Annotated in this window: 25 protein-coding genes and 1 tRNA gene; 7 read left to right on the forward strand and 19 right to left on the reverse strand. The window is 41.3% G+C overall.

The annotated features are described in order from the left end of the window. Positions 1 to 62: 62 nt before the first annotated feature. The 4 genes from SY85_RS06005 to SY85_RS06020 form a co-directional block, all read right to left on the reverse strand. Positions 63 to 1,019 (reverse strand): SPFH domain-containing protein, encoded by a 957-nt coding sequence (locus SY85_RS06005; protein ID WP_066402428.1) that lies wholly within the window; start codon positions 1,017 to 1,019, stop codon positions 63 to 65. A gap of 60 nt (positions 1,020 to 1,079) precedes the next feature. Then, the gene (locus tag SY85_RS06010) at positions 1,080 to 2,183 is read right to left on the reverse strand and encodes an OmpA family protein (RefSeq protein WP_066402430.1); all 1,104 of its coding nucleotides are present in this window, start codon (positions 2,181 to 2,183) and stop codon (positions 1,080 to 1,082) included. A gap of 37 nt (positions 2,184 to 2,220) precedes the next feature. Continuing rightward, positions 2,221 to 3,468, reverse strand: coding sequence for a peptidase T (gene pepT / locus SY85_RS06015; RefSeq protein WP_066402432.1), 1,248 nt, complete (start codon positions 3,466 to 3,468; stop codon positions 2,221 to 2,223). A 145-nt stretch (positions 3,469 to 3,613) separates the two neighbouring features. After that, positions 3,614 to 4,069: an FKBP-type peptidyl-prolyl cis-trans isomerase gene (locus SY85_RS06020; RefSeq protein ID WP_066402434.1), complete on the reverse strand. Its 456-nt coding sequence runs from the start codon at positions 4,067 to 4,069 to the stop codon at positions 3,614 to 3,616. Positions 4,070 to 4,309: 240 nt separating this feature from the next. Here SY85_RS06020 and SY85_RS06025 point away from each other — a divergent pair, with 240 nt between their 5' ends. Together SY85_RS06025 and fmt are read left to right on the forward strand one after the other, a co-directional pair. Next, positions 4,310 to 5,599, forward strand: coding sequence for an exo-beta-N-acetylmuramidase NamZ family protein (locus SY85_RS06025; RefSeq protein ID WP_066402436.1), 1,290 nt, complete (start codon positions 4,310 to 4,312; stop codon positions 5,597 to 5,599). Between the two features lie 113 nt (positions 5,600 to 5,712). After that, positions 5,713 to 6,657 (forward strand): methionyl-tRNA formyltransferase, encoded by a 945-nt coding sequence (fmt, locus tag SY85_RS06030; protein WP_226999026.1) that lies wholly within the window; start codon positions 5,713 to 5,715, stop codon positions 6,655 to 6,657. A 115-nt stretch (positions 6,658 to 6,772) separates the two neighbouring features. On the opposite strand, the gene SY85_RS06035 is transcribed toward fmt, so the two are convergent. The 10 genes from SY85_RS06035 to SY85_RS06080 form a co-directional block, all read right to left on the reverse strand. Next, positions 6,773 to 7,732 carry a LysM peptidoglycan-binding domain-containing protein gene (locus tag SY85_RS06035; RefSeq protein ID WP_066402440.1) on the reverse strand — a complete coding sequence of 320 codons (960 nt, stop codon included), beginning with the start codon at positions 7,730 to 7,732 and terminating at the stop codon, positions 6,773 to 6,775. Positions 7,733 to 7,833: 101 nt separating this feature from the next. Then, complete coding sequence (locus SY85_RS06040) at positions 7,834 to 9,204, reverse strand: methyltransferase RsmF C-terminal domain-like protein (RefSeq protein ID WP_082886709.1); 1,371 nt, start codon at positions 9,202 to 9,204, stop codon at positions 7,834 to 7,836. A gap of 135 nt (positions 9,205 to 9,339) precedes the next feature. Continuing rightward, positions 9,340 to 9,804 carry a hypothetical protein gene (locus tag SY85_RS06045; protein WP_066402444.1) on the reverse strand — a complete coding sequence of 155 codons (465 nt, stop codon included), beginning with the start codon at positions 9,802 to 9,804 and terminating at the stop codon, positions 9,340 to 9,342. A 69-nt stretch (positions 9,805 to 9,873) separates the two neighbouring features. Next, positions 9,874 to 11,427 (reverse strand): NAD(P)(+) transhydrogenase (Re/Si-specific) subunit beta, encoded by a 1,554-nt coding sequence (locus SY85_RS06050; RefSeq protein ID WP_066402446.1) that lies wholly within the window; start codon positions 11,425 to 11,427, stop codon positions 9,874 to 9,876. 3 nt (positions 11,428 to 11,430) lie between these two features. Then, complete coding sequence (locus tag SY85_RS06055) at positions 11,431 to 11,745, reverse strand: NAD(P) transhydrogenase subunit alpha part 2 (protein ID WP_066402448.1); 315 nt, start codon at positions 11,743 to 11,745, stop codon at positions 11,431 to 11,433. A gap of 179 nt (positions 11,746 to 11,924) precedes the next feature. Continuing rightward, entirely contained in the window at positions 11,925 to 13,034 is a 1,110-nt protein-coding gene (locus tag SY85_RS06060) for a Re/Si-specific NAD(P)(+) transhydrogenase subunit alpha (protein WP_066402449.1), read from the reverse strand. A gap of 36 nt (positions 13,035 to 13,070) precedes the next feature. After that, the gene (locus SY85_RS06065) at positions 13,071 to 13,814 is read right to left on the reverse strand and encodes a carboxylesterase family protein (protein WP_158512938.1); all 744 of its coding nucleotides are present in this window, start codon (positions 13,812 to 13,814) and stop codon (positions 13,071 to 13,073) included. Between the two features lie 43 nt (positions 13,815 to 13,857). Beyond that, complete coding sequence (locus SY85_RS06070; protein WP_226999027.1) at positions 13,858 to 14,655, reverse strand: O-methyltransferase; 798 nt, start codon at positions 14,653 to 14,655, stop codon at positions 13,858 to 13,860. 30 nt (positions 14,656 to 14,685) lie between these two features. After that, positions 14,686 to 15,177 carry a dihydrofolate reductase gene (locus SY85_RS06075; protein ID WP_066402452.1) on the reverse strand — a complete coding sequence of 164 codons (492 nt, stop codon included), beginning with the start codon at positions 15,175 to 15,177 and terminating at the stop codon, positions 14,686 to 14,688. Positions 15,178 to 15,251: 74 nt separating this feature from the next. Further along, positions 15,252 to 16,046, reverse strand: a complete 795-nt coding sequence (locus SY85_RS06080) for a thymidylate synthase (RefSeq protein WP_066402453.1) — start codon at positions 16,044 to 16,046, stop codon at positions 15,252 to 15,254. 349 nt (positions 16,047 to 16,395) lie between these two features. Between SY85_RS06080 and SY85_RS25600 the strand changes: the two genes are divergently transcribed. The 3 genes from SY85_RS25600 to SY85_RS06090 all read left to right on the forward strand — a co-directional run bounded on the left by SY85_RS25600 (position 16,396) and on the right by SY85_RS06090 (position 18,460). Continuing rightward, positions 16,396 to 16,560: a hypothetical protein gene (locus SY85_RS25600; RefSeq protein WP_158512939.1), complete on the forward strand. Its 165-nt coding sequence runs from the start codon at positions 16,396 to 16,398 to the stop codon at positions 16,558 to 16,560. Positions 16,561 to 16,658: 98 nt separating this feature from the next. Further along, positions 16,659 to 17,189, forward strand: a complete 531-nt coding sequence (locus tag SY85_RS06085) for a hypothetical protein (protein ID WP_148661123.1) — start codon at positions 16,659 to 16,661, stop codon at positions 17,187 to 17,189. 305 nt (positions 17,190 to 17,494) lie between these two features. After that, positions 17,495 to 18,460: a hypothetical protein gene (locus tag SY85_RS06090; protein ID WP_066402456.1), complete on the forward strand. Its 966-nt coding sequence runs from the start codon at positions 17,495 to 17,497 to the stop codon at positions 18,458 to 18,460. 107 nt (positions 18,461 to 18,567) lie between these two features. Here SY85_RS06090 and SY85_RS06095 read toward each other — a convergent pair. Together SY85_RS06095 and SY85_RS06100 are read right to left on the reverse strand one after the other, a co-directional pair. Then, positions 18,568 to 18,642 (reverse strand) — tRNA-Val (locus tag SY85_RS06095). Positions 18,643 to 18,675: 33 nt separating this feature from the next. After that, positions 18,676 to 19,905: a proline dehydrogenase family protein gene (locus SY85_RS06100; protein ID WP_193408750.1), complete on the reverse strand. Its 1,230-nt coding sequence runs from the start codon at positions 19,903 to 19,905 to the stop codon at positions 18,676 to 18,678. 209 nt (positions 19,906 to 20,114) lie between these two features. On the opposite strand from SY85_RS06100, the gene SY85_RS06105 reads away from it, so the two are divergent. After that, positions 20,115 to 20,630, forward strand: coding sequence for an acyl-CoA thioesterase (locus SY85_RS06105; protein ID WP_066402460.1), 516 nt, complete (start codon positions 20,115 to 20,117; stop codon positions 20,628 to 20,630). A 261-nt stretch (positions 20,631 to 20,891) separates the two neighbouring features. Here the strand turns inward: SY85_RS06105 and SY85_RS06110 are convergent, their stop codons facing one another. From SY85_RS06110 to rpsA, 3 genes are all read right to left on the reverse strand, one after another. Continuing rightward, on the reverse strand, positions 20,892 to 21,365 hold the full coding sequence (locus SY85_RS06110; RefSeq protein WP_066402462.1) for a Dps family protein: 474 nt from the start codon (positions 21,363 to 21,365) through the stop codon (positions 20,892 to 20,894). A gap of 118 nt (positions 21,366 to 21,483) precedes the next feature. After that, entirely contained in the window at positions 21,484 to 22,263 is a 780-nt protein-coding gene (locus SY85_RS06115; RefSeq protein ID WP_066402464.1) for a lysophospholipid acyltransferase family protein, read from the reverse strand. Positions 22,264 to 22,375: 112 nt separating this feature from the next. Next, positions 22,376 to 24,289: a 30S ribosomal protein S1 gene (gene rpsA, locus SY85_RS06120; protein WP_066402465.1), complete on the reverse strand. Its 1,914-nt coding sequence runs from the start codon at positions 24,287 to 24,289 to the stop codon at positions 22,376 to 22,378. 237 nt (positions 24,290 to 24,526) lie between these two features. Here rpsA and SY85_RS06125 point away from each other — a divergent pair, with 237 nt between their 5' ends. Continuing rightward, a complete protein-coding gene (locus SY85_RS06125; protein WP_082886310.1) occupies positions 24,527 to 25,615 on the forward strand; it encodes an acyloxyacyl hydrolase in 1,089 nt (362 codons plus the stop codon). Positions 25,616 to 25,618: the final 3 nt, after the last annotated feature.

Raw genomic sequence — 25,618 nt, forward strand, 5'->3', positions numbered from 1 at the left:
AGGTAAAAAAAATGTCACCGTTTAAGTGACATATAAGATTGTTAATTCTTTAACAAAGCTCCCTATACCCCGTTTATTCCGTGTGTCGTTCCCGCTTGTTTCACCATTAAGGCCTGGATCTGCTTCATGGTCTTTTCCATTCCATCGGCACTGCCATCCAGGAAAATGATGTTTCCTTTACCATATTCAGCAAAATTCTTTACAGCCTCGGTCCACATACTGAACAGGATCACATTGGTATCCAGGTTCGCTTGCTTCATTTGTTCGGCCGCCTCTGTCATACCGCGTGCTACTTCTTGGCGGAACAGGGCCACCCCTTGACCACGCAAACGGGCCGCTTCGCGCTCGGCTTCTGCGGCAATCTTTATGGCATTACCTTCTGCCTCAGCACCTTTTGTTTTAGTAATCAATAAGGCTTGTCCTTCATTCTCAGCTGCCGCTTTCAAATTGTTAGAAGCCACCACCTTACTCATACTGTCCATAATAGCTTTATCGAACGTAATATCATTGATCTGTAGATCTTGTAAATGATACCCCCATTGCTCCAGCGTATGGTCAATCTGGTCTTTTACATAATCAACGATTTCCTTTCGTTGTCCAAGAATCTCTGATTGCCGCTTCGTAGCCACAAAGGCACGTATAGAACCTTCAATCGTTCGGGTTAATGCCTGCATTAAATCTCTATCACTGATAAAAACAAAAGCTACCCGCTTAATGGTTTCTTCATCTTGGTTTTGAACGGAATAAAGCAGCATGCTTTTAAAATAAACATTGGCTTGGTCAATCGTTACAGCCTGAAATTCCATTTCTACTGATCGGTTCTGTACCGATATTTTTTTCATTACTTGTTCCAGGAAAGGAATTTTGAAATTGAGTCCCGGCCGGGCGGCACGACGGTATTTACCAAACATGGTAATAACGCCTACATATCCTTGGTTGATTGTAAATAAACCACTAAAAAAAATCAGGATAATTAAAATAAGCCACCAATTGTTGGCCAGCCATTGTGCGATATTCATAAGTGTCAGTTTTGAAATGTGATACAAATTACGAAGGATGGCGCAATAAAAACGAAATGACTATTCACGTTTATACAATAGTATCTCTACTCGTCTATTTTTTTGTCTACCTATAGCTGTCTGATTATCTGCCACTGGGCGTTCACTACCGTAGCCCCTGCTAATAATTGATTGATGCAACCGCTGCTGTAAATAAGAAGCAACTGTATTTGCTCGTCGCCATGACAATTCACAATTTGCCATATCAGTTCCCCTGCTATCTGTATGCCCATTCACTATTATAGAATCGATTGTAGCAGCGCCTATCTTTTTAGAAATACTATCCAGTAGGCTTAGCGTTTGTTTTGTAACAGTAAAACTATTGGTAGCAAAATAGATCTCTGGCACAAGGAAAGTATCCACCTTCAAAGTAATAGTAGCCGAAGGTAGTGGTACCACTGGTGGTGGGTTTGTTTTATATTTCAGCATTAGCATAGCCTGGTACTCATGCCGTTCATCCTCTGCATATATATCGTCCCGGGTTAGTCGCCAATCTTTACACAATACTTCGTTGGGATCAGTAATCAAAAGTTCTACTTCATCAAAGAGCACAAAAAAGCTATTCTCTAAAGGAATACCAGTGGGGCCTGTTATATCCCTTTTACTGAAGTTGCCAATTGCTATAAACACTTCATTCCCTTGTGCTATATAATCAAAACTTATTTTTTGCCACCCGGTATCTCTTGTTGGTTTATTTTTTCCATTACTGAAATAAAAGGAAGGCTTGATCTTTTGATAAGGCTGTTTTTCAAACAAAAAATCATAGGATGAAAAATAGACGCCCATACTGTCAAGAATCGGATGAGCTGACTTTATATAACATTGGAACCGATAGGTTTTTCCCCTTTGTAACTGACAAAGCAGGCGACTTCTAACAAACGTCCGGTAATAAGGCTTTTTTGCATGACCTGCAATCAACGCCACAAAATGTTCACCATTGTGCGCTAAAGCCCGGTCTTTGAAATAATAGATGAAAGAAGGTACTGTATATATCCAGGCTTCCGGAGCACAATTCACCTTGTATTCAGAACAAATATTCTCTTCCTCAAAATCCCCGTTAACCAACAAGTTTTGAGCATGTGCCTTTAGGGCTACAAGTAGTAGTATGAAGGGTACTAAACGCATTTATTTTAAGACACCAAAAGCAAGCTTAATGGCTGCATCAGCTTCTCTCTTCCCAGATCTGCGCCAAGTGTACAATGGTCTCTACCGCCTTATTCATATCCTGAACAGAGATGAATTCTTTTTTAGAGTGTATGGCCTGCATACCTGTAAACAGGTTGGGACAAGGCAGGCCCATAAACGATAAGCGACTACCATCTGTACCACCACGAATACTTTCCATTCTAACCGTAAAGCCTGAACGTTGTATAGCCTCTCTGGCATATTCCACTACTTGCGGATGCTGATCCAGAACTTCCTTCATATTCCGGTATTGTTCAGTAACCTTAAATTCAAAAGAGGCAGTTGGATAGTTTTCCATTACCATTTCCACAACACTCAACAGGAAATCTTCCTTTGTTTTCAAGCCAGCCGTTACAAAGTCACGGATAATAAAATCAATTGTACATTGCTCTGCAATTCCGTCTAAACGTATTGGATGTATAAACCCTTGTTTTCCCTCTGTGGTTTCAGGGGATAGCTCAGCCCTAGGTAAAGAGGCCAGTACATCACTTGCAATTTTCAAGGCATTGACCATTTTATCTTTTGCATAGCCAGGGTGGGTAATTACACCTTTAATGATCACCTGCACACCATCCGCACTAAAAGTTTCGTCCTCAAGATCTCCGGCTTCACCTCCATCCAGTGTATAACCAAATTGTGCACCCAGCTTTGGTATATCTACTTTAGCAGTACCCTTCCCTACCTCTTCATCAGGCGTAAATAAGATCTTGATCGTACCATGTTTAATTTCAGGATGGTTGATCAAAAAGTTCGCTGCATCCATAATTTCAGCTACGCCTGCTTTATCATCCGACCCCAATAATGTTGTACCGCTAGCCGTAATGATGTCGTGTCCTATTAGTTTATTCAAATAGGCAAAGTCATTTTTGCTCAGCACAATACTTTTATCGTCTGGCAATACAATATCCTCACCTTGATAACTCTTATGCAACAATGGTTTTACACCTTTACCGCTGGCATCGGGAGCTGTATCTACATGCGAGCAAAAACAAATAACAGGCACCTGCTTTTCTGTATTGGCCGGTATAGTTGCATACACGTATCCCCATTGGTCCATATGCGCATCTTCAATGCCTATTGCTTTCAACTCTTCTACTAACAAACGTGATAAATCTTTCTGTTTTTCTGTAGTTGGGTGCGTATTTGAAAGCGGGTCGCTTTGTGTATCAAACTGTACATATTGCATAAAGCGCTCGGCTGCTGTAAAGGTGTAGTCCTGAAACATAATTAAAAATACAAAAGTAGAAGTATGGAATTTGAAATTCGAAATCTGAAATTTGAAATCTGAAGGCTATATCAACAAGAAGGCTGAAAACAATACTGTTTTCAGCCTTCCTATTTGGAATTTATTATTTGGGATTTCAACCAACTTATGGCATGATAATACGAGAAGTTGGTACAATCTCAACCAATTCAATATCAAAAATCAAATCTTGACCTGCCAGGGGATGGTTCGCATCTAAGATCACACTTTGATCTTTTACTTCAACAATAGTTACTGGAAATTGCTGACCAGAGCCATTGTTCATCATTAACTGCATACCTACTTCAGGATTCATATCCGGAGGGAATTGATCTTTAGGGAACTCAATGATCATTTCCTGGCTTTTTTGGCCGTATGCATCATCCACAGCAATTTCCACTGTTCTTTTATCTCCTACCTGCATGCCTTTTACGCCTTCATCAAAGCCTTTTATTACCTGGCCACCACCTACTGTAAACTCTAATGGATCACGACCCTGAGAGGAGTCAAACGTTTCGCCACTACGAAGTTTACCGTGATAATGAACCTTTACTTTATCGCCTTCTTTAACCTGTTGTTGCATGATTTTTATTTTTAAAATAACGATTGAATAACTAGTGTCCTTCGCTACGACGCATGGCTGTAATTAACGTTTGCATGCCCAACTAATAGGTTGCAGGTTGTACTATACGGCGAATGAAGAACTGGCAAGGTACAACAAACTGCCGATTCTCACCTAAACCACGGAAGGTTGCCTTTAACAAGTCACTTTTAAATTTCTACCTACTTTTAAGGTCACAGATTACCGTTCAAAATGATTACTATGATTCGTAGGCTAAAAACTATTTTGTTATTCTTTACCCTTTTAACGTCATCTGCTTTAATGGCACAGCACAAATCCGCAGTGAAAAATCAATCATCACAAATCATGCCCGCTGCGGAACGTTTGGATAAATACCTGCCCTTATTAAAAGGCAAAAAGGTGGCAGTATTTGCCAATCAAACCTCTACTGTCGGCAATACACATCTGGTTGATACTTTGCAGAAAAGTGGCGTAACCATTAAGGTGATCTTTGGACCAGAACATGGTTTCAGAGGCACAGCAGACGCGGGAGAAAAAGTAGAAAGCACTATTGATCAAGCTACCGGAGTTCCCGTTGTTTCATTGTATGGCAAAAAACGAGTGCCTTCAAAAGAAGACCTGGAAGGTGTTGATGTTATGTTATTTGACATACAAGACGTAGGTGTACGTTTCTACACCTATATCTCTTCCCTGCAAGAATACATGGAAACAGCTATCAAATACAATATTCCACTGATTGTTTTAGACCGGCCTAACCCTAACGGACATTATGTAGATGGTCCGGTATTGGAAACAAAATACAAGTCATTTGTAGGTATGCAACCTGTACCTGTTGTATACGGAATGACCGTTGGTGAATATGCTAAAATGCTACTGGAGGAAGGATGGCTGAGCAAAGAAGCAATGGATGCCTATACTCAAAATGTATTAGCGGCTACCTACCCTCCGGGGGCTTCTTATTTCTCACTAAACGTTATCCCCAATGCCAATTATACACATAAAAGCAAATATGTATTACCTGTAAAACCTTCACCCAACCTGCCCGATATTCAATCGATCTATTGGTATCCCTCTACCTGCTTTTTTGAAGGTACCGTTTTAAGTGAAGGGCGAGGCACTGATAAACCTTTCGAGATCTTTGGACATCCTTCTATGCCAAAGAACTTATATCAGTTCACACCTACCTCTCGCGATGGCGCTAAGGATCCAAAATTAAAAGACCAGGTTTGTTATGGTTGGAATGTTAGCGGTACACCGGCTGAAGTATTGAAGAAAGTAAATAACAAAGTTCAATTAAGCTACCTGCTAAAGGCCTATCAACTATTCCCAGAAAAAGACAAGTTCTTTATTCTGCCAAAATCAGGTAATGCTGACGAAAGTTTCTTTAATAAGCTGGCAGGTAATGCTAGCCTCATGCAACAAATAAAAGCTGGTAAGTCGGAGAAAGAGATTCGCAAAAGTTGGGAGACAAAGCTGAAAGCGTTTAAAAAAATACGTAAGAAGTATCTTCTTTATCCAGACTTTGAATAGAGTGAATAAGTTGACAGGTTTACAAGTTGAAAGGTGATACTTTCGCATCTTAACAGGTTAGTACAGACTCAAATTGTTAACCGTAAACCTGTCAACTTATCAACTTAACTATTTTGAAATACTATAAAGATCTCCGCATTGTTTTCATGGGCACTCCTGAGTTTGCTGTTGCTTCCTTGGATGCTCTGGTAAATGCAGGCTGTAATATTGTTGGCGTTATTACAGCTCCCGACAAGCCCGCAGGACGTGGTATGCAATTGCAACAAAGTGCTGTAAAGAAATATGCTGTTGAACACCAACTACATGTGCTTCAACCCGAAAAACTAAAGAATCCACAATTCCTGGAAGAACTTAAAGCCCTACAGGCCGATCTTCAGATAGTGGTGGCCTTCCGTATGCTTCCGGAAGTAGTCTGGAATATGCCTCACATGGGCACTATTAATGTACACGGCTCTTTACTCCCTCAGTATCGTGGTGCTGCGCCTATCAATTGGGCTGTGATCAATGGTGAAAAAGAAACGGGCGTTACCACCTTTAAACTCAAGCATGAAATTGATACGGGAGACATTTTACTCCAAGAACGCTTTCCCATTGGTGATAACGAAACCTCCGGCTCTGTACACGACCGCATGAAAGAAATTGGAGCCCAGCTACTTGTAAAAACAGTGCAAGGATTGGCAGAAGGCACATTAAATGAAACCCCTCAATCAGACATCACCCATCAGACATCAGACATCAAACATGCTCCTAAGATCTTTACTGACACCTGCCGCATTGATTGGAACAAGCCAGTAGCTGATATACATAATCAAATAAGGGGTTTATCGCCCTTTCCTGGAGCCTTTACCCAACTGGAAGGCAAAACATTTAAGATCTACCAAGCCACAAAAGAAGAAGGTAATGCAACCGAAACGCCGGGTACAGTTCTTACTGACAAAAAAACGTTCTTGAAGTTTGCCTGCGCAGATGGCTATCTTAATGTAAAAGAGTTGCAACTAGAAGGTAAAAAGCGTATGCTAACAGAAGACTTCTTAAGAGGCTATCGCTTTCAAGAGTAAGCACACAAAAACTCATTAAACTAAAAAGCCTGCAAAGAACATTTATTCCTTGCAGGCTTTCTCATTTTATTAAGAATCTTGGCAATCCTTTCTAAATCCAATTAATCTGCGGTCGTTAGTAGTTGACTTTCACAACAAACTTCTCTGCGTCTGTAATATCCAGCACACTGGCGGCCGCATTACTGATGCGTACATCCAGTCCAGCGTTCTGACGAATGCCGCTCATGCCTCCTAATACTTTGGCATAAATCGCCTTGTTGTTAGAGGGGTTTATCACACGAATTATTGTACCAGGATCTACACCATCCATTAATGCATAATACTTTGTATCCTGCCAACCACTAGCTGTTTTGAAGATGCTTGCTGTTGCGGTGGATTCCTTATTTGCATTCATGGATTTCGACTGTTGTTCAAAGGCCGATTTAAAATAACCACCATTCGCATCTCTAACAGCTGTTTGCGCAGGCACTGTAGCTATTGACTTAGCTGGCGCTTCTTTTGGAGGTTCAGTTGAAACCACTGGCTCTGCCTTCTTAGGCTCTTCTTTTGGTGCCTGTGGTTCACCTTTAGTAGTAGTTGAAACGGGCGTCGTAGTTACTGGTGTAGTAGTAACAGGCGTCGTAGATGCTACAGCGCCATTTTCTGATTTAACATAACCTACAATCAGTTTCTGACCTGCAGAAATAGCATCACTACTAAGGTTATTATACTTGCGCAGTGTAGCCATCAACACATTATTATTTTTTAAGCTTACACGGTACAATCCTTCCTTATCGCCTACTTTATAATACACGGGAATGTTAGCAGTAGTAGTTTGGGTGAAGTTGGAAGCCGTTAACGGAATCATTACCTGCTGCCCCACGTTCAAACCATTATTCATATCCAAGCTGTTGTAGGTAGCAATTTCTTTTGGAGCAATGCTATACAACCGACCAATAGAATAAAAATTTTCTTTAGACTGTACAGTATGTGTTATATAAAAGCCCTTGTTGCTATTTTGGATAAGCAGCTCGTGTTGAGCAAAAAGGCTTATCGTAGTGAAAAATAAAAATAAGGATAAGACAAGCTTTTTCATGCGGTTCCAGTTTTTCAATAGTGATTTTAATTCCTGTAAATAAATACTTGGTACGAAGCGTTCATTTACAGCAGATTAGCAAATACAAATATGCCTATTTTTTAGTTGCCACTGTCATAATACTGCTTCAAAATACGCATTTCTTTGGGATAGTAATTGTTTATGCGGTTAGGCAAAGCATTTATCCACCCTAAAACCTGATTTTGATAAGTAACTACTTGCCAACCTTTTACAGGTGGATCTATTGAAAGATCGGCCCGTTGCAGGTAACGGATGGCTTCTTCTAGGCTTAATTCAAAGCGCGTGATATTGGCTAATAACATGCCACTTACGGCTAAAGCATGGTCAGGCACCAATTTATTTTTCATGATCTCACCCAATGTAGTACCCGCATATTGCAGGTATAAATTGGCTTGTATGACTAAAAAAGCTTCTATCAGTATTTTTGGTAAAGCAAATAACATATCCCCTTGCTTTAGTACTTCTAATTGATTTAAGTTAATATATGTCTCTAACAATGCTTTCTCCTTTGCTGTAGCTATATCTGGCTTCGCCATCTTATACCGGCGCTCTCCTCCTTCTTTTTTGCGAAAGCAACTAAGAAAGAATCCTTCCCCTTTTACCTTATCAGGGTAAAAGCGATAGCCCTCTGCTCCTGCTTTCGATGTGGTCGTTACAATCTTCCATTCTGCAGGCACTTGCAAGGCTATGTTTTCCATTCCTTGCTCTGTTACCAACCAATCCATTATTTCTTCATCTTCTTCCGTAGAGTAAGAACAGGTAGAATAGATCAATACACCATCCTGTTTTAAGGCAGGTAAGGCATCAGCCAATATACGACGCTGTCGGCCACAACAAAGTTGCACATTATCAGGGCTCCACTCTTCTATAGCTTCCTCATCGCGACGAAACAAGCCACTGCCGCTACAAGGGGCATCTACCACCATCACATCAAAAAAACCTTCCAAGCGGTTAAAATGCTGAGGATCGTTATTAGTAACAATCACATTACTGGCACCCCATTTTATGATGTTCTGCTTCAAAACGCCAGCACGCGCCTTTATCACTTCATTACTGACCAGTAAACTATCTGGAGAAATCAATGACTGTATATGGGTAGACTTACCACCCGGAGCAGCGCACATATCCAGCGCTTTAATAGGTTTAGTCAGATCAACGGTTTGCTTTAATGCCTGCTCCAAAAACATACTGGAGGCTTCCTGAACATAATAGCAACCGGCATGAAATAAAGGATCAAAGGTGAAGGAAGGACGCTGTGAAAGATAATAGCCATATTGTGTCCAGGGAACAGGAGTTATTTCAGATTTCAGATTTCGGATTTCAGATTTCTTTCTTGGGTTGACTCGGATAGAAGTAATCTGTTCGCCACTTTGATGAACCGTTTCAAAGGCCTCTTTGTCAAAGCCAGGCAAACCTTCTAAGGATGCTATAAATTCTTGAGGTAACTGCACCAAACAAAACTAGTAACAATCAGGCATCAATACGTTCTTAATCTAACGTTTTACAGCTTTCAGAAGTACCGTTATTTTGAAGACTTCTGCTTGATTTACGTCCTAATGGCAATTTGACATCTAGGGGGGCAACTCTTATTCGTCAGCCCTTATTTTGAAAGCTGATGCTGCTTGCTTCGTCTGCAAAGATGTAAAACACTTCCACCAAGCGTCATTTTTTTGAGCTAATTTCCGTTGGTCTATTTTGGTTTTATCAAAATTCATATTGCTCATAGCGTGTTCGATAAACTCACTAGGAAGCCAAACACTATGTTCTTTGATGTAATGGCTTAATCCCTCTGGCCACGCAAATGTGCCGTCTGTTAAATCAGAACATCCCATTTCCCATTCTGGCTTACCACAATTGAACCGGCAAAAGCTATGTCCTAAATAATGAAAGAATGCAAGGCCGTTTTCCAAGTACTGAATAATTGCTTGCCTTTGCTCAGTTGAAATACTAAAATCAATGAAATTATGCGGGTCTGGTAAATCTGGCAAACTTACAGATTTCCAGTAGCCTATTGCTTTTGGTTGTATAACATTCTCGGGATATGTAATCATTGGGGCCTTAGGTCAAAATAGAGTAAAACAGAGATTGCAATATTGAATATCTCTCCGAGCTAAAAATACTTACAGATTTTTAATCTCTCCAATCAGATCCTGCAATACTTTCTTAGCATCACCAAACAACATCGAGGTTTTAGGTTGAAAGAACAGATCATTCTCAATACCTGCATAACCGGGCTTCATACTACGTTTATTGACAATTACTGCTTTTGCCAACTCTACATCCAACACGGGCATTCCATAGATTGGTGACGCAGGATCTGTTTTAGCAGCAGGGTTTACCACATCATTGGCTCCTAATACCAACACTACATCTGTGGTACTGAATTCATCATTCGCCTGCTCCATTTCCAAGAGCTTATCGTATGGTACATCGGCTTCTGCCAGCAGCACATTCATATGCCCAGGCATACGACCAGCAACTGGGTGAATGGCGTATTTTACATCAACACCTCTTTCATTCAACATCTTCTCTAATTCATGACAAGCATGCTGCGCCTGCGCTACTGCCAGACCATAACCCGGCACAATCATTACTTTATTGGCATAGGCTAACACCACAGCCGCATCACTTAAATTGATTTCTTTAAACTGCCCTTGCTCCTTTGTAGCGCCACCTGATGCCGTGGCTCCCCCACCAAACGAACCAATCAATACATTCTTCAAAGAACGGTTCATAGCCTTACACATCAGGATGGTTAGCAAGGTACCCGCTGCACCTACCAGTATACCACCTGTCAACATCACTTTGTTATCATAAAGGAAACCACCACAAGCTGCAGCCACACCAGTAAATGAGTTTAATAAAGAGATCACTACTGGCATATCTGCACCGCCAATTGGCAAAACGAACAAGATGCCGTATGCCAATGAAAACACCAAGACAGCATAGAACACCGCATAGGTAGATGCCGAGAATTCTATCAACTTAATACCCCTGCCAAAACGTATGCGGTGCGCATTATTGATTACTTCGTCAGAACTAATCTCAAAGGAGTTGCTGATCACTTTCAGCAAGCTAAAGGTTAAGACAATGATGGCCACCAACAATGCTATGTTTACGATATGTTGTCCTTTAAATGAACGGTCTTTTATAGTACCATTCAGTTTACCAAATGCCACCATACTGCCTGCAAAAGAAACAGAGCCAATGATCAATCCTACGAAGATCGTGATCAACATGCCTGTTGGCATGGGTAATTGAAATACAGCTTCTTCCGTCATACCATTTGCTTCCAGGGCTTCAGAGATCTGCAGCGTAAAGTCGGTAGATGCAAAATGATGGAATTCTACTATCGATATCAGCATAGCACAAGCACCACCCATACCGTTAAACAAACTCACCATTTCCGGCATCGCGGTCATCTTCACGCGCTTGGCAGTTACAGTACCAATGATACTACCGATAATAAGCCCGCTAAAGATCCAGGCATAATTATGCAAGCGTTCATCAGAATTGGGATCCTCATATAAAAAGATGGTACCAAAAATGGCAAGCCCCATTCCCGCTGCCGCTACCAGGTTACCTTTCCTGGCTGTCTCCGGATGCGAAAGCATTCTTAATCCTAAAAGGAATGTTACTGAGGCTATAAGATATATGACACTTAATAATTCCATGGGTTACTTCTTCTTTTTGGATTTAAACATTTCGAGCATTCTGTCAGTTACTACAAATCCCCCAACGACGTTCAGGGTTCCTAAAACGACTGCTAAGAAACCAAGGATCAAGGCCAGATAGTTGCTGGTTTCCGCCCTACCCATTATAATGATGGCCCCAATAACAACCACACCATGAATAGCGTTAGCGCCACTCATTAATGGGGTATGTAACACACTCGGCACGCGACCAATCACCTCGATCCCCACAAAAATCATGAGTATGACGATGTAAATAATTTGCTGATGAAAGGCAATCCAGGTAAGTATATTATCCATTAAAGATTACTTATTTTATTTTAAAACTTCTTTTATTGTTGACAGCTGTCTTTTTTAGTTGACGGTTGTTAGTTGACAGTTGACAGCCTTATATCCCCTCATGCCCTTCTATCAACTGTCATCCATTTTTATTTTCTGTCAACAGTCAACTTTCATCTGTCATCTATTAACTTAAAAAACTAAGCCATTGCTGTTTTTACACGCTCATGAACAACCTCTCCTTGATGCGTTACACAAGATCCTTTTACCAAATCATCTTCCCAATTCAAATTTAGGTTACCCTCTTTCGTTAGAATAAGGTTGAAGAAGTTCAATATGTTCTTGCCATATAGCTTGCTGGCGTCTGATGGCATGGTGCCTTGCAGGTTACTATTACCCACAATGGTCACACCATTATATACTACCGTTTCTCCATTTTTAGTGCGAGGCGTATTACCACCCGAAATGGCCGCCAGGTCTATGATCACCGATCCATTGCGCATGGTATTCAACATTTCTTCTGTGATCAATATAGGCGCTTTCTTTCCCGGAATCTGTGCCGTCGAAATTATGATATCAGCCTTGGCGGCACTTTCAGCTATACGTTGCCGTTGCTTTTGTTGGAATTCTTCTGATTGCTCCACGGCATAACCGCCCGCTTTGGAAGCATCAGCAGCACCCTCTACTTCAATAAACTTAGCACCCAAGCTCATCACTTCTTCTTTCACAGCCGGGCGTGTATCAAATACTTCCACTACAGCTCCTAAACGACGGGCTGTGGCAATAGCCTGCAGTCCCGCCACACCGGCGCCCAATATCAGCACTTTTGCAGGAGCAATACTACCGGCTGCCGTCATAAACATAGGCAGGTAACGCGGGTATAAATTAGCTGCTAACAATACAGCTTTATAACCAGCTATATTGGCCTGCGACGATAATACGTCCATGCTTTGCGCCCGCGTGGTACGCGGCAGCATATCCATACTAAATACCGTATTTTGTTGGGCAGTCCACTGTTGTACCAGCGCCGGATTGAACAGCGGCTGGTATACACCAATCAAGATCTTGGAAGATGTTTGAATAGTAGGCGTGTTGATGGACAATATCACATCGGATTGCGTAGCTATAGCTTCAGACTTACTAATGGAGGCTCCTGCCTTTTCATAATCTGCATTAGAAGCAGCTGCATGTGCGCCTGCACCATCTTCTACCCATACCGTAACTCCTTTTTTTGTCAACGCACTCACTGCCTCTGGCAGCAATGAAACTCTTGTTTCGCCTAAAGATTCTTTTAATACACCTACAATCATAAGTTCAAATTATAAAACTTTTAATTGTTAACCCGATTATTTCTTTTGTTTTGAGAATAACCACATCAAAAAATCTGGCTCTTTAAAGGCATTGCCCCAGCTATCATGCTTTACCCCCGGATATTCTGTAAAACGTACATCTGCATGAAGCTTGGTCAACTTATTATAATAATCCTGGGAAAAGGATACGGGAACCACATCATCTTTTTCTCCATGTATCAACCAGAGCGCTACTTGATTGCTGAAGCGTTTTGCCGTACTTACATTACCAGCCCCACAAATGGAAATGCCGGCAGCAAATGTCTGCGGATAACGAGCTACAAGATCCAGTACTCCCATGCCTCCTTGCGACAAACCAACAATATAAATACGCTTAGTATCGATTCGCTCCTTCTGTACCAAAGAGTCTATCAATTCTTTTAATACGAAAGAAACGGTTGTTGGTTTCCTTTGAAACGGGAACTTCCAGTCTTCCGCCTGCCCGGTAGTTTCATTGACCTTATTTTCAAAATACGCCCAGGAGTCCAGCTCGGGACATTGCGGGAAGAGAACATAGGACGGATAGGCCTTACGAACCGAATCTCTCAAAAAGAAACGGCCACCTATCCTTAGCTGCGTTTCGTTATCTCCCCCTTTCTCAAAAGCTCCATGCAAAAAGATGACCAAGGGAAATGAAGAACCCGATCCCAACTCCAAAGGCTTCAACAACCGGTAGGCCAACCGTAGATCCTTTGCATCGTAATAATGCTTCTCATATGGCGTAAAATCTTGTGCCTGCAAAGTGGAGAATATACTCAGGCCAAGCAATAGAAAGCTTATGGCCCTAATACCGGATGGTAAAATGCTGTTCCTCCTTGAATTCATTTCTGAAAAATACAAAGCCTAAAAAGAATATATCTACCGTACATGTAACAGCCGGATGCGCCTTTATCTGCTCCCAGGCCTGCTCCATTTCGGCACTCCAGTGAATATCATCGAAAATAAGGATCGTATCGTTGTGTGCATGTTGCAAAAACTGCTCAAAATAGGAAAGCGTGGGCGCTAACCGGTGATTGCCATCTATATACCCCAAGTCTACCTTCGGCAAGTGCTGAAGCACTTGTGGCAGCACGTTATCAAAGTTTCCCTGCAACGCTTCTATATTACCAAGCTTTAATGTTTTAAAATTAGCTTGTGCTACCTGGTGAATGGCTTCACTCCCTTCAACAGTGATCACTTTGGCTGCCGGGTTAGCAGTAGCTACATAAGCAGTTGTAATGCCCAAAGAAGTTCCTAATTCTACGATCGTTTGTGGTTGATACCGTTTTACCAAACGATACAGCAGCTGACTGTATTTCTTTGGCTTAACTGCACTCTTTGCCAATTGCTGCACACTGCGCTGTTTGCCAGCACCCGTACGCGAACCAGCACCCATGTCTTCTATGTTCAAGACAGTAGTATCTTTTAGCAAATGCTTACGTAAGGCTTCTATAGTTGCCGGCGACTTATAATGGCTATTGTTATTCAGCACATGCAGAATAAACTGGAACACAAAGGGCGAGTGCATGCCATGCCCTTTTCCATTGAGTGCTGTACGGTAATAATGCAGGTATTTTTTGGACAGTTGAAGCGGACTATACACAGTTCAAAGGTAAGTGGGAAAATCGATCGGCTATTTGCGTTCCCACACTTCAAATGTATGAGCGTATGCATTCTTTTCATCGGCCTCACAGTGCTTGGCGCTTACCCGCTTCCATTTTGTTTCATCAATGGGAGGAAAATAAGCATCACCCTCTACTTTGTGATGTATGCGGGTCATATAAAGACGATCTGCTTTATCAAATGAAGTATGGAAGATCTCGGCACCACCAATCACAAAGATTTCTTTTACATCTTGCTCTTTGGCATAGTTGATAGCTGCCTCTACCGAATGCACCACTTCTACATTCTCGTGCTTCCAATCTTTATTGCGGGTAATCACCACACTTTTTCTACCCGGCAATGCCTTACCAATCGACTCAAACGTCTTGCGTCCCATGAGTATGGGCATACCCCATGTAAGATTCTTAAAGTATTTCAGATCATTTGGTAAATGCCAAGGCAACTGGTTTTCCTTACCAATCACATTATTTTCAGCAGCGGCAACAAGAAGACTTAAAACCATTGGATTGTAGATTTTAGATTGGCGATTGCAGAAACTTTAATCTAAAATCTGCAATCTGCATTCTGCAATTTTATTTACACAGCTACAGGTGCTTTGATCGCCGGATGAAACTGGTAGTTTTCCAACTGAAAATCTTCAAACTTGAAATCAAAGATCGACTTCACATCTGGATTGATCTTCATGGTAGGCTGGGCGTGCGGCTCGCGTGTTAGCTGCAGCTTCACTTGTTCCAGGTGGTTGCTATAAATATGCACATCGCCAAACGTATGTATGAACTCACCGGGTTGCAGATCACAAACCTGGGCCATCATCATTGTAAGCAATGCATAAGAAGCAATATTGAAAGGCACACCCAAGAATACATCGGCGCTGCGTTGGTACAACTGGCAGCTTAGCTTACCATTGATCACATAAAACTGGAACAAGGCATGGCATGGCATCAGTGCCATTTCAGGCAATTCGGCCACGTTCCAGGCACTTACGATCAGGCGACGGCTATCGGGGTTCTTTTTGATCTGATTGACAACATCGGTGATCTGGTCTATGGTCTGTCCATTGGCCCCCGCCCAGCTACGCCATTGCTTGCCGTATACCGGTCCCAGCTCGCCATTGGCATCAGCCCATTCATCCCAAATACTTACGCCATGCTCTTTCAAGTAGGCAATATTGGTCTCGCCTCTCAAAAACCACAACAGCTCATAAATAATGCTCTTTAAATGCAACTTCTTGGTGGTTACCAGCGGAAAACCCTTTTGCAGGTCAAAACGCATCTGGTAGCCAAATGTGCTGATTGTTCCCGTACCAGTACGATCGCTCTTTTCTACACCATTATCCAATATATGTTGAAGAAGTTGTAAGTATTGTTGCATGGTCGCAAGTTACAAATACAGGGCTAAACTCCTACCCGTATTGGCTTTATAAAGTTGTTCACCATATGTGACAAACTAATTATCCAAAAAAACACTGATTAGCCCTCCATTCTATTTCCCTACCGTTAGCCATTACTATAGGTCGGGGTATCCTAAAACGCTTATAACCCATATATAAGCTGTATATAACCCGCCTATAAGCCATATATAAGCCGCCCCTATTAGAGACGGTTTATATGTGTATAACTAACAGGTAAAATTGCTAAATTATTTAGTATATTTAAGGAAGAAATATCCAAGAAACATGGAAAGCCCTATCACTTAAGTAATCCGATTAAAACCCTATATAATGGCACAAATGACACCCGGCTTTATGTTTACCGGTTCCATCAGCAATCTATCTGCTTATAAACGATGGGATTCTGACAAAGTAATACTTCGCACTAAAGGCGGTGCTTCCAAAACAAAGATCAAGCAGTCCCCTGCTTTGAGAAAACAAGAAAGATCAATGTAGAATTTGGTGGCCGTTCTACGGCTTGTAGTTGGATACGTAAAGCCTTATATCAACAACTGCCACTAGCCGACTATAATATTGCCGGTCCATTAAACGCCTTGCTCAAACCAGTGCAGGCATTGGATATGGATAATGAACCCGGCAGGCGAAACATTTATTTAAGCCGTCAGCCCCAACTACTATCGGGCTTTTCACTCAACCGCACCTATACCTTTGATAGCATAGTGCGAAACACTTTACCGTTTGCCCTTTCCCGTGATACGCTTTCTGGTTATGTAGAGATACCCGCCCTACTACCCGGCATCAACTTCCAGGCTTCTGATAAACACCCACTTTACAGCTTTATAGCTGCATTAGGTGTAATACCCGATGTAGAATATAATGGGGTGAAATATGATGCTCCAACCGAATACCAGTCGTCTGGGGCTATAGGAACTGAAAGCGCGTGGTATCCTGTGCTCAATGGCTCTCCGGCCTTTCGTCTGGATTTGAATCTACCAATAGTACCTCCGGGTCCTGCTTTTAGTTTGATGTTATCGATTGGTGTCCGTTTTGGCACCATAGCCGAAGGTGGTACTGTGCAGCAGGTGAAGCATGCAGGAAGCGCTAAGGTATTGGCAATGGGGTGAGAATTTCTTTCTCTATAAGTTCTACTGATAAATATTAAATACAGTCAGATGTAAACAGAGGCATTGTATAAATAACAATGTCTCTGTTGATGATTCCATATCCAAAAGGCAGCTGTAGTATGCAGTTAGAATAATTAAATGGACAAACAATAAAGGCTTGTTTATTATCTGTAATAGTAAATAACATCAACCTATCAACTCCTATTGCATTTTGTACGCATGTTGCTACAGTTTACACCACTTCCACTTTAGCCAGATAAGTCCGTAAGATACTTTTACAAATAACCTTAATTAATTACACCGTTATGCGTAAAATTTATCTGGCCGTTGCAGCCTTATCGTTAACCTTTTTTACTATTTCCTGCAGTAAATCTTCAGGTGGCGAAGAACCTGGAGATCCAATAGACAACAGTACTTCGTTTGCCCTAAAAGTGGGTGGAACTGCCTATACATTGGATAGCTTTATAGTTACTGAAACTTCTCAAGGTTATTACATCAGGGCCTCACAAAAAGGCAATACGAATAATGCTTACGGTGTTTCTCTGTTTATCAATACCAAATCATCTAATAGCAGTACAAGTTTTGGAAAATTATCTGAGGCTGGAAAAATATTTGTAGGAGCCAGTCTGGGTACGGATAAGAATGTAACGTCAACCTATACCAATCCTGCTAATGGAACAGTTACTACCAGCAATGGTACTGTGAATGTAGTCGTAAGCAATAGTACCATTACAGCAGCGGTTAATACCCAATTGTATGATGCGGTTACAGGTACACCTGTATCATTTGAATTCTCCCTTAGAACACCAACTTCTGTACAACCAACGAATAACCCAAGCCAGGAGTTTTTTGACTTTGAATTCAATGGCGCTACGTACAATCTGAGAGCGCTGTCAGCAGCTGCTTTTGATAAAGGATACTTAATTTCAGGACTTGCATCTAATAACCAATCTGTAGCGATTGTTATCAATACAAAAACATCTGATAATAGTATTCCGTTTGGAGATTTAGAAGAATCAGGTAAAGCTTCAGCCAGCTTCAACCTTCCAAATGAGTCAGTTGTATATCTTACAACTGGTCAGAATTGCCAAGGTCAGGATGTTCACAACCAAGGCAATGCAAAATTGACTTCTATTGGAAATATAGGCGGTTATGTTGAAGGTTATATATCAGGTTCCGCCTATAAAAATGAAAATGCTTGTGGCGAAGGTGGTAGAACAGTAGATAGCAAACCATTCACTGGTTATTTTAAAATACGTAGGTTCAATTAAACATTTGATAACCGTAAAAATTAAAAGCCTGGATGTTAGTCATCCAGGCTTTGTTCGTTTAAGTGTTTATTGAAGAACACTAATTCGTTGCTATATGGTTGTTATAGTGGGCTGTGTCGGATTCGAACCAACGACCCTCACGTTGTCGACGTGATGCTCTAAACCAACTGAGCTAACAGCCCTCCCAACAAATATCAGGTAAAAAGTTTAAATGCTTACGACTTTCGACGTTTCAATTCTTTTTGAATCAAACTAAGCTCGCGTCCTGTCTGTCCACCTACAGATGTATTCTCCTGTGCACGGCGCATCAGGTAAGGAATTACATCTTTAATAGGTCCAAATGGCAGATACTTACTTACACTGCATCCAGCTTTTGCCAGGTTGTACGTAATATTATCGCTCATACCATATAGTTGGCTAAAGTGCACATGCGGATGATTAAGCGGCAATCCTTTTTCACGTAACAGTTGCGTTGCTAATAAATTGCTGTATTCATTATGCGAAGCCACGATCAAACCAATACGATCCAGGTTATCTATACAGAAACGAACACTTGCATTGTAATCGTTATCAGAAGCTTCTTTAGTAGGCTGAATGGGAGATTCATAACCTTTTTCAACTGCACGCTTGCGCTCTTTTTCCATATAGGCACCGCGCACCAGTTTGGCACCCAATAAGAAGCCACGTTCTTCAGCTATCTGGAAGCTTTCTTTTAAGAAAGCGAAACGATCATGACGATATAATTGAATGGTATTGTACACCACAACTTTTTCTCGGTTGTAGGCATCCATCATCAGTGTGGTCAATGCATCTACCGGGTCTTGGATCCAGGTTTCCTCTGCATCAACCAATACACCAATGCCTTGTTGCTTAGCAGCTTCACAAACACGTTTGGTGCGATCATATACTTTCTGCCACTCTTTCATTTCTTCAGCAGATAACTGCTGCAGTGCGTTGTTATAATCCAGTATCAGTGAATTATCCTTAGAAGCCTTCATTAAAGCATCTAATTTTTCCAGTAAGCCAAAGCGGGCAAAGCCTGTCACTTTAATGCTCATGAATGGAATATTGGGCTGTGTAGCGGCGTATTCAATAACACGAATGAATTCATCGCGCGCATGGTCAAAGGCGCTCTCGCCTTCCATACCTTCTACACCATAGTCCAGTATCACCTGCACATTGCTTTCGGCAAGCTTCTTAGCTACTGTTGCTGTTTCACTTAAGGTTTCGCCACCTACAAACTGTTTGAAAATGGTTTGACGGATAAGCCCCTTCACAGGCAAGCCAACCTTGATAGACCATGGAGCCAACCGGGTACCCAATTGTACCAACCAAGGCTTTCCCATCATAGAAAACAGGAAATGAGAATCTTTTAGGTCTTTATTGGATTTGTGGGCAAAAGCTATTGCGGTATTGTCAAAAGAAATTATTGGGTGAGCTTCCATAGCAATCATTTGATCGGGGCAAATTTAGGAAAGAATGAATGAGTTTCAGTTGACAGTTATCATATTGTAATTGAGCCCTGTCATTTTAACTTTCCGGGTTTTTAGAAGTTATTAACACAAATACAGCGGGGAATCATTGGACCTTGAGTGAAAGTGGAAACATTTTTCACCCAAGGCAACAGCGGTTATCTTTGCCTCAAATTACGCGTATGCAAACAAGAACTCCAGCAGAGAGTTATACATCAATGACTGAATTGGTTTTACCTAACGATACAAACTATTTCGGCAACCTTATGGGCGGTCGATTAATGTACTGGATGGATATAGCAGCGGCTATTGCGGCACAACGGCATTGTAATGCACCAGTGGTGACAGCCTCTGTAGATAATATTTCTTTTGAAAACCCAATTAAACTGGGCAACACGGTTCATATTGAGGCGAAAGTGACCAGAGCCTTCAACACCTCTATGGAAATACATTTAAAAGTGTGGGGTGAAGATTTTACACAACAATACAAATACAAAAGCAACGAAGCCTACTACACATTTGTAGCGTTAGACCCAAACCGCAAAGCGCGTCCTGTACCTCAATTAGTACCAGAGACAGATGAGGAAAAGAAACTGTTTGAAGGTGCCCTGCGTCGTCGCCAGGTACGCTTGATCCTAGGTGGTAAAATGAATCCAAACGATGCCGCTGAATTGAAGGCGTTGTTTATTAAGGAGTAAGTCTGTCTGAACCAGGATTTGGGGGATTAAGAGATTTAGTAGAAAATGGTCGATTGATTAGAATTACAACTATTAAAAAAAAAGCTATTTATAAAACAAAAGCTGGCACATATTGCCAGCTTTTTCTATTTACTCAAGTAAAGAAATTGAATTATCAAATTCCCTGTAAACTTATCAACTTGCCTACCTGTCAACTACCCACTATCATTTGTCAACTACTCTTCCTCCTAATCCCTTCATTTCCCCAAATCCCGGTTCCGACTATTTCAAATACGCCGAATACATCCACACCAACTTCTCCTGCTGGCGTATATAATCACTTATTAGGGCATTTGTGCCTTCATCTGAGGCATCTTGCGCAGCAGTGAGTATTTCGCGTTGTAATGAGAGAATATTACCGAAATTATCAACTATTGTTTGTACAGCTTTTGTGCCTTCTGAGATATTGGTAGCCTCTTTTACAGAAGATAGTTTTAAATACTCTGTAAACGAATGCAACGGAGTATGTCCTAAGGTTAAAATACGCTCTGCTATTTCATCTACTTTTTCCAGTAAGTCGTTGTAGAGTTCTTCAAACTTTACATGCAATACAAAAAACTTGTCGCCAGTTATGTTCCAATGCAATCCTCTAACGTTGATATAAAACACCTGGTAGTTTGCCAACAAGTTATTTAGTTTTTCTGCCAGGTCTTTACTTTTCGTTTGGTCTAAGCCAATCCAATTCTTCTTTGCCATATTGTTTAGTATTTGCTTGTAATTAAGCCATCAAACAATATGCTAGATGTAGAAGAGTAAATTTAAATAGTCAAAGAAGATGATAAATGCGAAGGAGAATGTTTGAAACAGGTGAAGTCTAGATGGCTTTCTTTATTTCAGGTTCTGTTTTCCAATGATGAGCACCTTTCATCATATGCTCTTTGCTTTGTTCAATAGCATCCATTATCTGGGCTAAAATATTATCAGCAGTGTCGTTATAATCAATTTTCATTGGAGGTTTAAAGGTTACAGTTAACTGTACCCCTTTCTTTTTAAACTTCAATCCTTTCTTATCAAACGCTCGCCAAAAGCCTTGAATCACTACGGGTATAACTATAGGCTGGCAATGTTTAATTATATAGGCAGTACCCTTACGTCCTGGTGCATAAGGTTTTGTAGTTCCTTGTGGGAAGGTTATTACCCAAGCATTACTTAATGCTCTCTCAATCTTGCGTGTATCAGAAGGGTCTAAACCGCGACGAACTTCACTACCATCCTTTTTCCATGTGCGTTTAACGGTTAACGCCCCTGCCAGTGTAAACAACCGGCTGATAAAACTACTCTTCATTGTCTCTTCTGCCGCTACATAATAAACACTCGTGAAAGGATTCAACAAATAATAAGGCATACCCAAACGGTTACGCTTACGCCATTTTACAGCACAAAATATATGTAGAAAGGTAATAACGTCGGCAAAGTATGTTTGATGGTTGGATACGAAAAGAACATTGCGCTTTGGCAGGTTCTCTATATGCTCCGTGCCGCTTATTTTTAGTTTGTTTACTATAGCTAATCCTGGATAGGAAACAATACCCACAATAGCATACACTACCTTCCTTACCAATTTGAATTCAGCTAATCGTTTCCATAAACTCATCTGCTAGCAATTGTAGTCGTAAAGTTATGGGTTTACAATTTGTTAACTATAAAACCTGTGCCAATAAAAAAGGCCCCACTTTCGTGGAGCCTTCAGTATTAGTAAGAAAAGATTACTTCTGATCGTTGTTATCTTTTTCTTCTTGCTGTAATTTTTCTTTGATCTGAGCCAAAGCACCTAAGTCACCCAAGGTAGCTTTTTCAACTTTGCCTTGAATAGTCTTCACAGCTTTCTTTGTTTTTTCAGCATCAGCTTTAGCCTCTTTTCTAGCGGCGTCTTTTTCGTCAGCTGCCGCTTGTTCCCAAATACGAGCGTGAGAAACTACAATGCGTTTTTCGTTGCGATCAAATTCAATTACCATGAATTCTGCAGTTTCATCAGCACCTACACTCTTACCATCTTCTTTTGCTAAGTGACGGTTAGGAGCAAAGCCTTCTAAACCATAAGGTAATTGTACAATAGCACCTTTGTCATCTTTACGGCTTACAGTACCCTCATGAATAGTACCTACAGCGAATGTATCCTGCAGGCTGTTCCAAGGATCTTCTTCCAGTTGTTTATGACCCAGTTGCAATTTGCGGTTTTCTTTATCGATACCTAAGATAACCACATCGATATTTTCACCAACCTTAGTGTATTCACTTGGGTGGTTAAAACGCTTCAACCAGCTCAGGTCAGAGATGTGGATCATACCACCAATACCAGGAGTTAATTCTACAAACACACCGTAAGGAGTGATGTTCTTAACTACACCAGTATGACGGCTACCTTCTGGGAATTTAGTCTCGATATCAGACCAAGGATCGTCAGAAAGTTGCTTGATAGACAAGCTCATCTTACGGCTTTCTTTATCAAGAGTTACCACTTTAGCTTCATGCTCATCACCCAGCTTAAAGAATTCTTTAGCGTTGATTGGCGTGTTAGCCCAAGTGATTTCAGAAACGTGTACCAGACCTTCAACACCTGGCAGGATTTCCAGGAATGCACCGTAATCTTCAATGTTCACAACTTTACCGCGAACAGTTGAGCCTTCTGCAATTGTTTCAGGCAGCACATCCCATGGGTGTGGAGTCAATTGCTTCAGACCTAAAGAAATACGCTTCTTCTCGTCGTCGAAATCCAATACCACCACGTTGATCTTCTGATCCAACTTCAACACCTCTGAAGGGTGGTTGATACGACCCCAAGAGATATCGGTGATGTATAACAAACCATCTAAGCCGCCAAGGTCCATGAACGCACCGAAGTCAGTGATGTTCTTAACAGTACCTTCCAGTACCTGACCTTTTTCAAGCTGACCGATGATCTGAGCACGTTGTGCTTCAATATCGCTTTCAATAAGAGCTTTGTGAGATACAACTGCGTTCTTAATAGCTTCGTTGATCTTAACTACTTTGAACTCCATTGTTTTACCTACAAACTGATCGTAGTCAGTTACAGGCTTCACGTCGATCTGAGAACCTGGTAAGAATGTTTCCATACCAAATACGTCTACGATCAAGCCACCCTTTGTTTTGCTAGTAACAGTACCGGTAACGATTTCACCAGTTTTGTGAATCTCAACGATACGCTCCCATGCGCGGGTAATACGAGCTTGCTTACGGCTTAGGTTCAGATTACCATCACGGTCTTCTTTCTCAACCACCATAACTTCTACTTCATCACCTACTTTCAGGCCTTGTAAGTCGCGGAATTCGTTCAAAGAAACCAGACCATCAGATTTGAAACCGATGTTCAATACCACGTCAGTTTTAGTGATACCTACTACTGTTCCTTTGATCAATTCACCGTCATTCAGTTGTACGAAAGTGTTTTCATACACTTTGTCGTACTTTTCTTTTTCTTCATTGCTGTAAGAAGCAACATTACGTTTGTCTACACTCCAGTCAAAATCATCATGAGCAGTAGCTACTTCTTGAACTGGTTGTTGAACAGGTACATTTGTTGTCGCTGTAGCAGCTTCTGCAGATGCAGCAGCTTGCTCCTGTCCTTCAGCGTTTGGGTTAACAATATTGTTATCAGACATAAAATAATCCCGAGGGTTTTTGTTCGGGTCGGCAAAGATACACTTTCCTTCGGGCTTTGAGAGCCACCCGAGCTGTTTTTTGATATTATTAAGGCTGTCTTTGATCGTATTTATCGGGTTCTACAGCCCTTTTAACGACACCTCATCCATTCTTTTCAACCTTTATGGCCTGTTAGTTATGGAAAACTGGAAACTATTGCTCAGTTTTGCACCTACTACCAATGCTATTCACCTGCTATGAAAAGCCTGAAACAGACGCTTCTTTACTTATTGGTTACGGTAATCGTTCATTCAACGACTCAAGCACAACAATGCTTCTTTAAACGCTCTTCCTTGGGCTCCCAATTTCATTACGGATCTTTTTTAACCAATGCGCCTAAAGCAGTTTACGTAAGAGATAGCTACTCCTATTTTGGTGAACTATATTTCCAGCAGCCAGCATTCAATGCCAGCAGGCCCAACCGTCCTTTAACACAATGGGGAGCAGGACTTTTCTTTGGACAAACAGGAAGTAAGAAATACATAGGCAAAATGGGCGGCGCTTTTTCCTATATCAAACTCCCGGTTTTTAAATACAGATCGCTAAACAGCAGTATACGTCTGGGAGCTGGTTTAGGTTGGATTGAAAAGCCCTACAATACCGTAACGAACCATAAAAATGTGATTATCGGATCAGCTATCAATGGATACATCAATGCACTTTGGCAAAACGAGTTTTCTGTTTCTAATAATGTGTCCCTAAATGCAGGACTCAGCTTCAGTCATCTCTCAAACGGCTCTTCTACCCTTCCCAACTTGGGTTTGAATATTCCTGCGCTGTCCTTAGGCGTTCGTTATCATGTAACACCCAACAAATCACGGGTTTTACCAGTAGGAGAAGGTAAAACAGGAAAATGGTCGCTAGATGTATTTACTTCTGTTGGCGTTAAACAAGTTCCATGGATCGGTAGCAAACGTTATTTAGTCAATGTGGCCAATATAGAGACAGCAAAGAATGTATCATTAAGAAGCAGCTTTGGCGGTGGTATTTTTCTATTCTACGATCGCACCTATAAACTGGATATGTCTGATATTTATCCATATACGCGCGATGTAAGTAATGCCCAAGCTGGTCTTTATGCCCTATATCGTTTTCAAGCGGGCCGAGTGACTATTCCAGTACAGTTTGGTGTCCCCTTAGTGAATAAAGAAGCTAACAGTCAACTTTTCCAACAAGTTGGTGCTCGATACGCTATTTCAAAAAAATGGTCAGGACAGGTTTTACTAAAAACCTTTGGTGGAAAAGCTGACCTTATTCATTTAGGTGTTGGCTATAAAATCAAGTGATGC

This window comes from Flavisolibacter tropicus (assembly GCF_001644645.1).
Taxonomy (GTDB): domain Bacteria; phylum Bacteroidota; class Bacteroidia; order Chitinophagales; family Chitinophagaceae; genus Flavisolibacter; species Flavisolibacter tropicus.